Origin of the sequence: Pseudomonas sp. P1.8 (assembly GCF_001269805.1) — a bacterium.
Lineage (GTDB): Bacteria > Pseudomonadota > Gammaproteobacteria > Pseudomonadales > Pseudomonadaceae > Aquipseudomonas.
On the sequence record NZ_LHVM01000007.1, the window covers coordinates 487,990 to 500,684 of the forward strand.

At 61.4% G+C, this 12,695-nt stretch carries 10 protein-coding genes and 1 riboswitch; all 10 genes read right to left on the reverse strand.

Annotated features, from left to right (window positions below):
- Nucleotides 1-40 precede the first annotated feature (40 nt).
- The 10 genes from AD668_RS06065 to AD668_RS06110 all read right to left on the reverse strand — a co-directional run bounded on the left by AD668_RS06065 (nucleotide 41) and on the right by AD668_RS06110 (nucleotide 12,461).
- Nucleotides 41-733 carry a pseudouridine synthase gene (locus tag AD668_RS06065; RefSeq protein ID WP_053156057.1) on the reverse strand — a complete coding sequence of 231 codons (693 nt, stop codon included), beginning with the start codon at nucleotides 731-733 and terminating at the stop codon, nucleotides 41-43.
- Between the two features lie 34 nt (nucleotides 734-767).
- The gene (locus tag AD668_RS06070) at nucleotides 768-986 is read right to left on the reverse strand and encodes a cysteine-rich CWC family protein (protein WP_053155702.1); all 219 of its coding nucleotides are present in this window, start codon (nucleotides 984-986) and stop codon (nucleotides 768-770) included.
- Nucleotides 973-2,466: a sensor domain-containing diguanylate cyclase gene (locus tag AD668_RS06075; RefSeq protein ID WP_053155704.1), complete on the reverse strand. Its 1,494-nt coding sequence runs from the start codon at nucleotides 2,464-2,466 to the stop codon at nucleotides 973-975. Before AD668_RS06075 ends, AD668_RS06070 begins: the two co-directional genes overlap by 14 nt.
- 200 nt (nucleotides 2,467-2,666) lie before the next feature.
- On the reverse strand, nucleotides 2,667-4,445 hold the full coding sequence (gene atzF, locus AD668_RS06080) for an allophanate hydrolase (protein WP_053155707.1): 1,779 nt from the start codon (nucleotides 4,443-4,445) through the stop codon (nucleotides 2,667-2,669).
- Between the two features lie 25 nt (nucleotides 4,446-4,470).
- Nucleotides 4,471-8,106, reverse strand: a complete 3,636-nt coding sequence (uca, locus tag AD668_RS06085; RefSeq protein WP_053155709.1) for an urea carboxylase — start codon at nucleotides 8,104-8,106, stop codon at nucleotides 4,471-4,473.
- A gap of 279 nt (nucleotides 8,107-8,385) precedes the next feature.
- Entirely contained in the window at nucleotides 8,386-9,027 is a 642-nt protein-coding gene (locus AD668_RS06090) for an urea amidolyase associated protein UAAP2 (protein ID WP_053155711.1), read from the reverse strand.
- 11 nt (nucleotides 9,028-9,038) lie between these two features.
- Entirely contained in the window at nucleotides 9,039-9,764 is a 726-nt protein-coding gene (locus AD668_RS06095; protein ID WP_053155713.1) for an urea amidolyase associated protein UAAP1, read from the reverse strand.
- Nucleotides 9,765-9,777: 13 nt separating this feature from the next.
- Nucleotides 9,778-10,566: an ABC transporter ATP-binding protein gene (locus AD668_RS06100; protein WP_053155715.1), complete on the reverse strand. Its 789-nt coding sequence runs from the start codon at nucleotides 10,564-10,566 to the stop codon at nucleotides 9,778-9,780.
- On the reverse strand, nucleotides 10,563-11,378 hold the full coding sequence (locus AD668_RS06105) for an ABC transporter permease (RefSeq protein WP_053155718.1): 816 nt from the start codon (nucleotides 11,376-11,378) through the stop codon (nucleotides 10,563-10,565). Before AD668_RS06105 ends, AD668_RS06100 begins: the two co-directional genes overlap by 4 nt.
- Before the next feature lie 15 nt (nucleotides 11,379-11,393).
- Nucleotides 11,394-12,461 carry a putative urea ABC transporter substrate-binding protein gene (locus AD668_RS06110; protein WP_053155720.1) on the reverse strand — a complete coding sequence of 356 codons (1,068 nt, stop codon included), beginning with the start codon at nucleotides 12,459-12,461 and terminating at the stop codon, nucleotides 11,394-11,396.
- A 60-nt stretch (nucleotides 12,462-12,521) separates the two neighbouring features.
- Nucleotides 12,522-12,622, reverse strand: a riboswitch (guanidine-I (ykkC/yxkD leader).
- Nucleotides 12,623-12,695: the final 73 nt, after the last annotated feature.

Consider the following 12,695-nt stretch of genomic DNA (forward strand, 5'->3'; position numbering starts at 1 on the left):
TGGTAAATTGTTCGACAACTTCTGCTGAGCGGTCGATTGCTTAGATCAATCCGATCTCTTCATCGCTCAATGGACGGTATTCGCCCGGTTTCAACGCGTCGTCGAGCACCAGGGGGCCCATGCGTTCTCGGTGCAGGCGCAGCACCTTGTTGTCGAAATGACCGAACATGCGCTTGACCTGGTGATAACGGCCTTCGACGATGCTCAGGCGTGCACACTTTGGTCCGAGCAGCTCTAGTCCGGCAGGTAGGGTGGTGAGGTCTTCGAAGGCGAAGTACAGGCCTTCACTGAATGTGATGGCGTATTCGGCGCCGATGTCCTGTTCGGTTTCGACGTAATAGACCTTCGGCAATTGGGTCTTTGGTTGGGTCAGGCGTCGCGACCAACTGCCGTCGTTGGTGATCAGCATCAGCCCGGTGGTGTTGAAATCCAGGCGTCCGGCGATGTGCAGGTCGTCCTTGTTCGGCTCATCGATCAAATCGAGCACGGTCGGGTGCTGCGGGTCACGGGTGGCGCTGACGCAACCGGCAGGCTTGTGCAGCATGAAATGGCGCAGGGGTTTGCCCACTTGAAGCACATCATTGTCGACTTCGATACGGCTGAATTCGCGAACTTCGCTGTGCGGGTCGCTGACGATTTTTCCGTCAACCCGCACGCGTTTTTCCACCAGCAACAGGCGCACCTGCTTGCGGTTGAAGCACGGCAGGTTGCTGAGGAAACGGTCGACGCGCATGAACGAATGATCATTGAAGTAAGGGGCGCGCATCTTACTTCAATGGCTGCGCCGCCGCTTGCAACTGCGCCTCGACTTCGGCGCAACGCGGGCACAGGCAGGAAGCATTGCGCAGTTCGGTCGGCAACGACTGGAGCACCGCCGGGTCGATAGTGACGCTGTAGCACCAGCAGGTGCGGTCGGCGGTTCGCGGATCGGCCAGGGTGCAATCGTTGGCGGCGCCACAGGCTGGGCAGAGGTCAGGCGGGTTCATGATCGAGGTGAGGCATTTCCATACAGGTGCGGTTACGGCCACTTTGTTTGGCCCGGTACATCGCATGATCCGCCCGCGACAGCAGGCTGTGCAAGGTGTCATCGGACAGCAGGGTGGTGAGACCGATGCTGACGGTCACTTGCAGGGTCTGATCGTTGTAGGCATAGCGCTGTTGTTCCACGTGCCGACGAATTTTCTCGGCGATCATCCGACCGGTCTCAGCGTCGGTGTCCTTGAGCAACACGATGAACTCTTCACCGCCCCAGCGGCAGACGATGTCGGAGTGCCGAAGGCAACTTTCCAGATCCCGGGCAAAACCGATCAGCACCTGATCGCCGGCCAGGTGACCGTAGGTGTCGTTCAACGCCTTGAAGTGGTCCAGGTCGAGCAATAGAGCGGTCAGCGGCAGGGGTTCGCGTTGGGCTTCGTGCATGGCCTGAGCGGCCAGCAGGTCGAAACCCCGACGGTTGGGCAGCTCGGTCAGGCTGTCGAGGGTCGCCTGGGTCTGGATCTTGTCCTGATAACGTCTGATTACCCGGTTGAGCAGCACCAGCACGCTCAGCGTGACCAGCAGGCAGATCAGCAGGTTGAGGTACAGCGACTGGCGGATTTCAGTGAGCGCGCCGTCTTCACGTTTATCGACGAACAAGTACCAATTGAGCTCGGGAATGTAGCGCACATTGAGGAAATGCCCCTGGCCCTGGACCGAATATTCGTAGCTGCCGCTATGGGGCTTTGGCAGCCGGCCGAGCAGGTCTTTCATGCTGTCGAGCTCGCTGAGTTTCTGCCCGATGTGCGCACCTTGCGGCCCGCCTTCGGCACCTGTGAGCACCAGGCGCCCGAAATTGTCGACGAAGAACACGCTGCGTTGATAACGCTGCTGGTACTTGTCGATCAGCTTGATCACCGCATCCACGGTCAGACCGACGCCCGCCGCGCCGATGAATCGGTCGTTGTAGTCGTAGACCTTGTAGTTGATGAAGAAGGTCAGGTTGTCCTTGTTGGCAAGGTCCGGGTCGACGTTGATCTCGTAGGGATCGTTCATGTCGCGCACGCGAAAGTACCAGGCGTCGCGGGGTTCGGAGACCTTGACCTGTTTGAGCACACCCTTGGCGTGATAGTAGGTCAGGCTGGTGTTGGAAATGAAGAACGCGGTGTAGGCCCCGTAATGGGTCATGACCTCGTTGAGGTAGCGGGTCATCTGGTCGGAGTCTTTTTCACCGTTGACGACCCAGTCACGCATGAAGGTGTCGCGGGACATCATCGAGGAAATCAGGATCGGTCTGACAAGGTCTTTCTGGATTTCCGAGTAGACCGTGTCGGATGTCAGTGGCAATTCGGTATTGACGATGCTGTCGCGGATCGACGCCCGCGAGGCGTAGTAACTGAGAAAGGAAGTAGCAAGATAGCCTGCGCCCAGCAACGCAACCAGCGTGAAGACCAACGAACGTTGAGAATACAGCGGCGAGCGAAGCGGCATGGCAGTTCCATTGGCAGTCATCCGATGGTCGCATTCTAATGGCACTGCGGGGAAAAAACTGCTCCATGTGCGCCGCGAATAGTCGTTCCAGTGGTTGCGTCATCACATAACTCTGTAGGAGCTGCCGCAGGCTGCGATCTTTTGATCTTTAAGTTCAAGACCAAAAGATCGCAGCCTGCGGCAGCCCCTGGCAAGCGCGTTTATGCCAGTGTTTTCAGGTAAGCCCGCCATCCGCCCAGATGGCTGATTTGGGTCGCGCCCTCCAAGCCATAGGCCTCACAGATAAACCCGCTTTCCCAGCGACCGTCCGCCAGTTGCACTTTGCCCAGCCCCAGCGGTGCAGCAATCCCGGTCAGGAATGAGCCCAACTCCGTGCTCGGCAACTCCCAGACTTCCACGCTAATCGCCACGCCACCGTCCTTCACACGAACCATTCCAGGACGAAACGGTGGGCCGCCGGCCAATGCGTAGAGCTGATAGTCAGGCGAGCTAAGTGTCGTTTCCAACAACCGGGCGCCACGCTGCTTGAGCTGCCAGTTCAGCGCCAAGCCGTCCAGGTGTGCGCCGCAAACCACCAGCCGCGCCCGATCATGGCGCGCCACGGCCGTCAAGGCTGGTGTCGCCAAAGCGTCCTGGCGCTGCAAGCCATCGGCCACGCTCAACAAGTACTGATCGGTGAAAGCACGACCAAACAGTGTCACGCCCCACGGCAAACCGTTGCCCATGAAACCGCTTGGTACGGCGATCGCGGCGTAGTCGAGCAGGTTCATGAAGTTGGTGTAGTAACCCAGTTCCGAGTTGCGCAGCACGGGTTCAGCGTCGAGTTCGGCCAGGGTGACGGGACGGCCAATGGTCGGCGTGACGACGCAATCGAGACCCTCCAGCGCTTTATCACACACGGCTTTGAGTGCTTGCAGCCGGTATTGGGCGCGGAAGGTTTGCACGCCGTTGACGGCGGGGGCCTGGGCCAGAACGGCGCGGATCACTGGCAGCACGGCTTCGGGATTTCGCTCCATCAGTTCACCCGCCACGCTGTAGCGTTCGGCAACCCATGGGCCTTCATAGAGCAGGCGCGCCGCTTCCAAAAATGGCGACAGGTCCAGTTCCACCGCTTCACCGCCTAACGCCTTGAGCCGATCGATGGCATCACCGAACAGCAGCGGGCCTTCAGGGCAGCCGAAGAACTCAAGGTCCTGCGCACGCGGTACGCCGAAGCGGAACGGGCGTGGAGCACCGAACGCCGAGCCGTCATTCCACGAAGGATTATTGCGACTATACGCGTCCCGAGGGTCGAGGCGTGCTGTGAGCGACAGCAGCTGACTGGCCTCCCGAGCCGTCGCGGTAAACGTGGTCACACAATCGAGGGTGCGACAGGCCGGGACCACCCCGGCGGTGGAGATCAGTCCCTTGGTGGCTTTCATGCCTACCAGATTGTTCAGCGCTGCCGGCACGCGTCCGGAGCCAGCGGTGTCGGTGCCTAGCGAAAAACTCGCCACGCCAAGCGACACTGCCAGCGAAGAACCGGCGCTGGAACCGCCCGATGGATACTCCGGCAACACACTATTCGGGCAGGCGCCATAAGGCGAACGGCTGCCATTGAGGCCTGTGGCGAATTGGTCGAGATTGGTCTTGCCCAACGGGATTGCGCCCAGCGCCAGCAGTTGCTCGACAATGGTGGCCGAACGTTCCGGAACATAGGCGAACGCCGGGCACGCCGCCGTGGTTGGAATGCCCGCCAGGTCGATGTTGTCCTTGATCGCGAACGGCACGCCGTACAGCGGCAGGCTGTCGATGTCGCGGCCATCGAGGGCGGCGAGGTAGGGTTCCAGTTCTTCGACACTGAGCAAGTGGATGAACAGGTGATAGTCCGGGTTCAGCGCCGCGGCTTTATCCCTAAGGTGCAGCAGCAGTTGCCGGGGCGTGGTGCTGCCGTCGCGGTAAGCGCAGCGCAGGGCGTCGAGTTGCAGATTGATGTTCATGGTGTCAGTCCTTATCAAAATGGCTTCAGTCGAGTTCCAGCACTGCGACGCGCTGTCCGGCGCGCACCGCCGAACCGGGTTGCACGCGAATCTCGCGCACCACGCCGGCCATCGGGGCGAGCAGGGGGATTTCCATCTTCATCGACTCCAGGATCACCAGCACATCGCCGGCCTCGACCCGGCTGCCGGCCTCTACCTGCACCTGCCAGAGGTTGCCGGCGATGTGGCTGTCTATGCTCAGTTGGCCGTTGCCCAGCGGCGCGTCTTCGGTTGGCTCCGGGGCGGCTTCCTCACTCTCGAAATGCGCCTGGCCGCTGGCAATCCAGCGCTCGCGTTCGGCGTTGAACGCACCTTGTTGCTGCTTGCGAAACGCCTCGATGCCGCCGGCCTCTTTCGCCAGAAACGCCTGGTAATCCGCCAGGTTCAACTGGCTGTGCTCGATGTTCAAATCGAAGCGGCCGAGGGGGAAGTCGCGGCGGATGCGCAGCAGTTCATCGGCACTCACCGGGTAGAAACGGATCTGGTCGAAAAAGCGTAGCAGCCATGGTTTGCCATCGAACGCAGCGACTTCGCGGTAGCGGTTCCACATCTGCAAGGTGCGGCCGACAAACTGATACCCGCCGGGGCCTTCCATGCCGTACACGCACATGTAGGCGCCACCGATGCCCACCGAGTTCTCGGCGGTCCAGGTGCGGGCCGGGTTGTACTTGGTGGTGACCAGACGATGGCGCGGGTCCAGCGGGGTGGCGACCGGTGCGCCGAGGTAGACGTCGCCCAGTCCCATCACCAGGTAGCTGGCATCGAACACCGTGCGCTGCACTTCATCGAGGTTCGGCAGGTCGTTGATGCGGCGGATGAATTCCAGATTACTCGGGCACCACGGCGCGTCCTTGCGCACGGTGGTCATGTATTTCTCGATGGCCAACTGGCACGCCGGATCGTCCCAGGACAGCGGCAGATGCACGATGCGCGACGGTACTTGCAGGTCCTTGGCGGCGCACACGGCATCCCATTCGCCTGCGACGATACCGAGCAGGTCGCAGAGCGACAGTTGCTCAGGCTGGTAATGGATTTGCAGCGAACGAATGCCAGGCGTGAGGTCGATCACGCCGTGCAGGGTTTTACTTTCCAGGGCTTGCATAAGGGCGTGGGCGCGGAAACGCAAAACCAGATCGAGTTCGGGTGCGCCTATCTCAAGCAGTAGATGAGTATCGCCTGAGAGTCTTGCAACCAGCCGCGTATCGTCCTGACCGATATCCAACACCACAGGCGACACAATCCCCTGTAGGAGCCGGCTTGCTGGCGATGAACTTGTAGCGGTTTCTGCCAGGGCCCCATCGCCAGCAAGCCGGCTCCTACAAGGGGCATCCCATTTCAAGGCGAGGCTTCGGGCAGTCTTGAGGTCGATCGGTGAGAACTGCACTTTGTCCCCGGCCTTGAGTTGCCCCAACTGCCAAAGATCCGCTTCGATCACCGTCACCGGGCACACGAACCCGCCAAGGCTCGGGCCGTCCGGCCCAAGGATCACCGGCATGTCGCCGGTAAAATCCACGGCACCGATTGCATACGGATTGTCGTGAATATTCGACGGGTGCAAGCCCGCTTCACCGCCATCGGCACGCACCCATTCCGGCTTCGGCCCGATCAGGCGCACACCGGTGCGGCTGGAGTTGAAATGCACTTCCCACTGGGTGGCGAAGAAGGTGCCGATGTAGTTTTCAGTGAAGTACTCCGGCGCGCCGTGGGGGCCGTAGATCACTCGAATCTGCCGCACCGCCGGTAGCTCGGCGAGCTGCTCTTCAGCCAGTTGCTGACCGACGCTGTGGTCACTCAAGGCCGGTACATGCAACACGTCGCCAGCACGCAAGGCGCGTCCGCCATGACCGCCGAACTGGCCGAGGGTGAAGGTGCTTTTGCTGCCCAGGTAATCCGGTACTTGCAGGCCACCGCGCAGGCACAGGTAGCTGCGGGCACCGGCACCGGCAATCGTACCGAGGCTCAACGTTGCCCCCGATTCAACCAGCAGCGCGGTGTTCATCGGCACGGTTTCGCCATTCAAGGTCAGAGGAATAGCGGCGCCGGTTACGGCCACGACCGCAGCGCAATTGAAGCGCAGCATCGGCCCGCTCATGGTGATTTCCAGCGCCGCAGCGCCTTCGTCGTTGCCCAGCAAGCGATTGCCCAGACGCAGTGCGCGGCTGTCCATCGGCCCTGATGGCGGCACACCGACTGCCCAGTAACCGAGGCGGCCAGGGTAGTCCTGAACGCTGGTCTGGGTGCCTGAGCTGATCACCTCGAAGGTGTTGGCCTGATACACCAGGCCTTCCAGGCAACGGGTCCACGGCTGGCCGCTGGCGAACGGCGCATCCAGCAGAATTTGCCGCAGGTAATCGCGGTTGGTTTCGACGCCATACAGTTGGATGTCGCCGAGGGCTTGATGCAGATCGGCGCGAGCCTGTTCCCGAGTCGGCGCCCAACTGATCACCTTGGCGATCATCGGATCGAAGTAGGGCGGGATCTCGCAGCCAGCCTCGACCCAGGTGTCGATACGCAGCTGAATGCCATTGGCCGCTGGAAAGTTCACGGCAGTGAGCAATCCCGGGCTCGGCTGAAAATCCCGGCCCGGATCTTCCGCATACAGCCGCGCCTGAATCGCATGCCCCTCCGGTTTCAACGCCTCAACCAACTTGCACAGCGGTGGCAGATCACCAGCGGCCAATTGCACCATCCAGCGCACCAGATCGACGCCCCAGACCTGTTCAGTAACGCCGTGCTCCACCTGCAACCGGGTGTTCACTTCCAGAAAATAGAAGCGCTGTGCCTCACTATCGAACACAAATTCGACGGTGCCTGCACTGCGATAATTCACCGCTTTGGCGAGTTTGATGGCCGCCGCGCACAGTGCCTCGGCCATGCCGTCGGGCAGATTCGGTGCCGGGGTTTCTTCGAGGACTTTCTGGTTGCGGCGCTGTACCGAACAGTCGCGCACGCCGAGGGCAATCACCTCGCCACGGCCGTCACCGAACACCTGAACTTCCAGGTGACGAGCACGCTGGATGTACTTCTCGATGAACACGCCCGCGTCGCTGAAGTTGTTCTGGCCCAGACGTTTGACCGCTTCGAAGGACTCGCTCAACTCGGCTGCGCTGCGGCACACGCGCATGCCAATGCCGCCGCCGCCGGCGGTGCTCTTGAGCATCACCGGGTAACCGACCTGTTCACCGGCTATCAGGGCCGCATCGAGGCTGTCGAGCAACTCGGTGCCTTCGAGCATCGGCACGCCGTGTTGCTTGGCCAAGGCGCGGGCGGTGTGCTTGAGGCCGAACACACGCAGTTGCTCAGGCGTTGGGCCGATGAAGGCAATCCCGGCGGCTTCGCAGGCTTCGGCGAACGCGGCGTTCTCCGAGAGAAAACCGTAGCCAGGATGGATCGCGGTAGCACCGCTGGACTTGGCGATGGTGAGGATCTTGTCGACCGCCAGATAAGTGCCGGCCGCCGCGCCTTTACCGAGGCTGTGGGCTTCGTCGGCTTGCAGGATATGCAGGCTGGCGGCATCGGCTTCGGAGTACACGGCAACACCCTGCACATGCAGTTCGCGCAAGGTGCGCAGGATGCGGCAGGCGATGGCGCCACGGTTGGCAATCAGGACTTTTTCGAACATGGCATAACCCCCGGAGGCGATAGCGCATCAGCCTCGACTTGGGATGCGGGCCGTCCCGCAGTTTTTCGAAAGGCACCGGGGTCGTCCCCGTTGACAGAAATACACAGCACCCTTGTAGGAGCTGGCTTGCCAGCGATAGCGGCGTGTCAGCCGACATCATGGTTGAAGGTGCCGGCCAATCGCTGGCAAGCCAGCTCCTACAGGGGAACGGTTACTTGATGCACTGCCCCGAACGGGCCTGGCACAGGGCAAACAACCATCTACGCAACCGCGCTAATTTCAGTTCCATACCAGCAGCTCCGCAGGGGTCGGGTTGTAGGCGTTGCACGGGTTGTTCAGCTGCGGACAGTTGGAGATCAGCACGATCACGTCCATTTCGGCACGCAGGTCAACGTACTTGCCCGGTGCGGAAATCCCGTCTTCAAAGGTCAGGCCACCGTCAGCGGTGACCGGCACGTTCATGAAAAAATTGATGTTCGGACCGATGTCGCCTTTACCCAAGCGGCCGTCATGTACACAGGCGCGCAGGTAGTTGTCGCGGCAGCTGTGCATGTAACGTTTTTCCAGGGCATAGCGCACGGTGTTGCTCTCTTGTGCGCAGGCCCCGCCGAGGGTGTCGTGGCGGCCGCAGGTGTCGGCGACGATGGTCAGCATCGGTTTGCCCAGGTTGGAATACAGCACGCTGCCGGTGCTCAGGTACACGCTGTTCTGACGGCGCAAGGTGCGCTGCACGTCGTAGCGCTCCTTGGGGTTGGCAACGCTGTAGAACAACGTGTCGACGGCCTGATTGCCTTCCAGATCGAGGATGCGCAGCGTTTGCCCGGCCTTGACTTCCATCAGCCAGGGTTCACCGGCCGGGATGGTGGCGCGGTAGATTGCGGCTTCAGGCTGCTTTTCAGTGGTGATGAGAGCGAGTGACATGACAGCGATCCTCAGGCGAACAGACGGTCGGTGTTGATGAAGCCGCGCTCGTTTTCCGGGCGCAAAGTTCGGCAGTGTTCGGCGATGCTGGCGTCGGCGTTCATCCAGCTGAGCTTCAAGGGTTTGGGGGCGTATTCCGGCGATGGATCCATCGGGTGTTGCAGGGCCGTGAGCACCACCAAGGTATCCATCGGTGCGTACAACTCGATGTAATCACCGGCCTTGGAATTGCCCTCAACGAAGTGGAAACGCCCAGCGTCATCGACGTTCACCCGGCTGAACAGGTTGAGGGTCATCAGCAAGTCCGACAGGCCCAGGCCCCACTTGCCCAGCTCCACCAGCAGGTTGTCGGTGCCGTTGCGGAAGAAACCGTTGCGCAGCTCTTGATAGCGACCGGTACCGTATTTTTCTGCGACCTCTTCAGCGCAAAGCACGCCGCCGAGGCTGTCGCTCCAGCCGCAGGTGTCGGCAGTGATTGCGGCCAGCACGCGACCCATGTCCGAGTACAGGCAATGGCCGGTGGTGAGCTTGGCGGTGTGTTGGCATTTGAGGCTGTCGGGCAGATTCAGGCGCTCGGTTTTTTCATTGGCATTGAGCAGCGTCAGGCTGACGTTGGCGCCACCGCGCAGGTCGGTCAGGCGCAGCAACTGGCCGCGTTTGAGCACGAAGGAGCGATGGCCGCCGCCGGGGAGCATTTCGTCGGCGAAGGGCGGGAACAGTTGGGTCGAATCAGTCATCGGGAAAATCCTCTCAAGCGGTTCGAAGTGAGCCCGCCAGTTGCACCGGCAAGGCGTCGACGGCGGCACGGCTGATGCGGCGGTCGCTGTTCAAGGGAATGTCGTAGGTGATGCGCGCGCCATACGCGCCCGGGGCGTGCGGGTCGACGCGGACCTTGTCGAACACCAGCAGACGGGTGCCGAGGCTGAAGCCTTCGGACAGGTCATGAGTGACCATGAACACCGTCAGTCGCGTCTCGCGCCACAGCTCCAACAGCAAGGCGTGCATGTCTTTGCGGATGCCCGGGTCGAGCGCGCCGAACGGCTCGTCGAGCAGCAGCACTCGCGGCTTCATGATCAGCGCCTGAGCGATGGCCAGTCGTTGCTGCATGCCGCCGGAAAGTTGCGCCGGGTACTTGTCCAGCGAATGGCCGAGGCCGACTTTGTGCAGCAGCACCGAGGCTTGTTCGCGGGCCTCTTTTTTGGCGCTGCCGAACAAGCGCCCGAGCAGTGGCGAGCGCGGCAGTTCGAGACCGAGCGTGACGTTGTCCAGCACGCTCAAATGCGGGAACACCGAGTAGCGCTGGAACACCACGCCACGGCTCGCGTCCGGCTCACCGGCCAAGGGTTGATCATCGAGCAGGATCTCGCCGCGACTGGCGCGCTCCTGGCCGAGCAGCAGACGCAAAAAGGTCGATTTACCACAACCGGACGCGCCCACCAGGGTGCAGAATTCGCCCTCGTTGACGTTCAGGTTCAGGCCTTCGAGCACCACCTGGTCGGCGTATTGCTGCCAGACGTTTTTTACCGTGATAAAACTCATTTGGCGGCCCCTTCATACCAAGGGAAGGCGCGACAGGTGAGGTACTTGAGGCCCCAATCCATCAGCCAGGCGAGCAGGGTGATCCACACCACATAGGGCAAAATCACGTCCATTGCCAGGTAGCGGCGCACCAGGAAAATCCGGTAGCCCAGGCCGTCGGTGGAGGCGATGGCTTCGGCGGCAATCAGGAACAGCCACGCTGAACCCAGCATCAGGCGCAGCGAGATAAGCAACCGTGGCAGTAACTGCGGTAGCACCACCCGTAGCATCAAGGTCCAGGTCGAGGCACCAAGGGTCTGGGCCTTGATCAGCAGTTCCACGGGGATTTCCCGGGCGCGCTGTTCCAGGTCACGGGCCAGCGCCGGGGTGATGCCGATCACGATCAGCATCACCTTCGACAACTCGCCCAAGCCGAAAACGATGAACAGGATCGGCAGGATCGCCAGCGGCGGCACCATCGACAGCACCGTCAACAAGGGCGACAACGGTGCGCCAAACAGCGGCAGGGTGCCCGCGGCGATGCCCAGGCACAGACCGGCCAAGGCACTGATGCCGAGGCCGATGGCCAGCCGGCGCAGGCTGGACGCGGTGTCTTGCCAGAGCAGGTATTCGCCGGTGCGGCTGTCGGCGACAAACGCCAGGCGTTTCACCGCGTCGCTCATCTGCACGGCGCTGGGCAGCAGCTTGTCATTGGGGTTGTCCGCCAGCCGCTCGGCCGAGCCCATGAAGTAGGCAAACAGCACCAGGGCGAACGGCAGGATCACCAACAGCAGGCGACTCGGGCGATCCGGGTGTCGATTGATCAGGCGCATGGCCAATTCTCCTGATTACAGCTTGGCGTCGGCGGCCATCTGCACGTAGCTCGGGTCGAAGCGCAGCTTGAGGTTACTTTTGTCGCCGCTGGTCACGCCGTTGGCGAAGGCCATGCCGACCGCGCTGGTGTCCTTGGCGCCTTCACCCAGCAAACCGTGCTGAAAGGAAAACTCGGCGACTTTGCGCATGGTCTCCGGCAATTGCTGGCTGGTGCTGAAAGCCAGAGCTTCCTTGGGGGTGGCGAACAATTTGGTGGAGTCCAGTTGCGCCTGGAAACCCGCCAGGTCGGTGCCCGAGGCCTTGGCCATGTGTTCCAGCGCGGCTTTGCTCGCGGCGTTCCTGGCATTCATCAACTCGACCACTTCGAACCACGCGCCAGTCAGCGCTTTGCCCAGTGCCGGGTTGTCTTTGAGGGTGGCGCTGTTGACGACCATCATGTCCATGATTTCGCCGGGGATCTGGCTGGAGTTGAAGACTTCGGTCACCGCAGGCTTGGCCTTGATGTCCGAAAGCATCGGGTTCCAGGTGGTGACGGCGTTGACTTGATCGGTGTTGAAGGCGGCCGAAATGTCGGCGTCGGAGGTGTTGACCACTTTCAGGTCTTTCTCGGTGAGGTCCACCGAGTCCAGCGCCCGGGCCAACAGGTAGTGCGAGACGGACAGTTCGACCAGATTGACGTCCATGCCCTTGAGGTCGGCGATTTTCTTGCCTTCACCCTTGAGCACGATGCCGTCATTGCCGTTGGAAAAGTCGCTGACGATCAACGCGGTGCTGTCGACGCCACCGGCCGCCGGAATGGTCAGGGCGTCCATGTTGGTCATGGTGCAACCGTCGAACTGGCCGGCGGTGTATTGATTGATGGATTCGACGTAGTCATTGAGCTGCACCACGTCAATCTTGATGCCGTACTTCTTCGCCCATTTGTCGACGATGCCCTGACTGCCGGCGTATTCCCAAGGCATCCAGCCGGCATAGATCGTCCAGCAAACGCTGAAGTGATCTTTCTGGGCGGCTTGGGACGAAAAGCTCACAAGGGCTGCGAACGCAGCGGCGAGCAGGGCGGGTAAACGAAGCTGGGACATGGTGGTTCTCCAGTTGATCAAGGGCGGACAGGAAGGCAGCGACACCGCTAGCGGTGGCTTGTCTCCCGGGCTTTTGTCCCGCCGTGTAACCTCAACTGGAGGTCGCCAACTCTCGGACCAGCCACTCGCGCTTGCGAGCCGGAACCCTAGTCAGCCATTTTCAGATTGTGGTGCCGCGAACCTGTGATGACTCCTGCACGGACTTGCTAAAGCGAGAGCCGTGCCAAGTCTGTT

Coding starts and splice junctions, on each gene's coding strand:
- AD668_RS06065 (WP_053156057.1), bottom strand. CDS start 733: ATGCGCGTCGACCGTTTCCTCAGCAACCTGCCGTGCTTCAACCGCAAG.
- AD668_RS06070 (WP_053155702.1), bottom strand. CDS start 986: ATGAACCCGCCTGACCTCTGCCCAGCCTGTGGCGCCGCCAACGATTGC.
- AD668_RS06075 (WP_053155704.1), bottom strand. CDS start 2,466: ATGCCGCTTCGCTCGCCGCTGTATTCTCAACGTTCGTTGGTCTTCACG.
- atzF (WP_053155707.1), bottom strand. CDS start 4,445: ATGAACATCAATCTGCAACTCGACGCCCTGCGCTGCGCTTACCGCGAC.
- uca (WP_053155709.1), bottom strand. CDS start 8,106: ATGTTCGAAAAAGTCCTGATTGCCAACCGTGGCGCCATCGCCTGCCGC.
- AD668_RS06090 (WP_053155711.1), bottom strand. CDS start 9,027: ATGTCACTCGCTCTCATCACCACTGAAAAGCAGCCTGAAGCCGCAATC.
- AD668_RS06095 (WP_053155713.1), bottom strand. CDS start 9,764: ATGACTGATTCGACCCAACTGTTCCCGCCCTTCGCCGACGAAATGCTC.
- AD668_RS06100 (WP_053155715.1), bottom strand. CDS start 10,566: ATGAGTTTTATCACGGTAAAAAACGTCTGGCAGCAATACGCCGACCAG.
- AD668_RS06105 (WP_053155718.1), bottom strand. CDS start 11,378: ATGCGCCTGATCAATCGACACCCGGATCGCCCGAGTCGCCTGCTGTTG.
- AD668_RS06110 (WP_053155720.1), bottom strand. CDS start 12,461: ATGTCCCAGCTTCGTTTACCCGCCCTGCTCGCCGCTGCGTTCGCAGCC.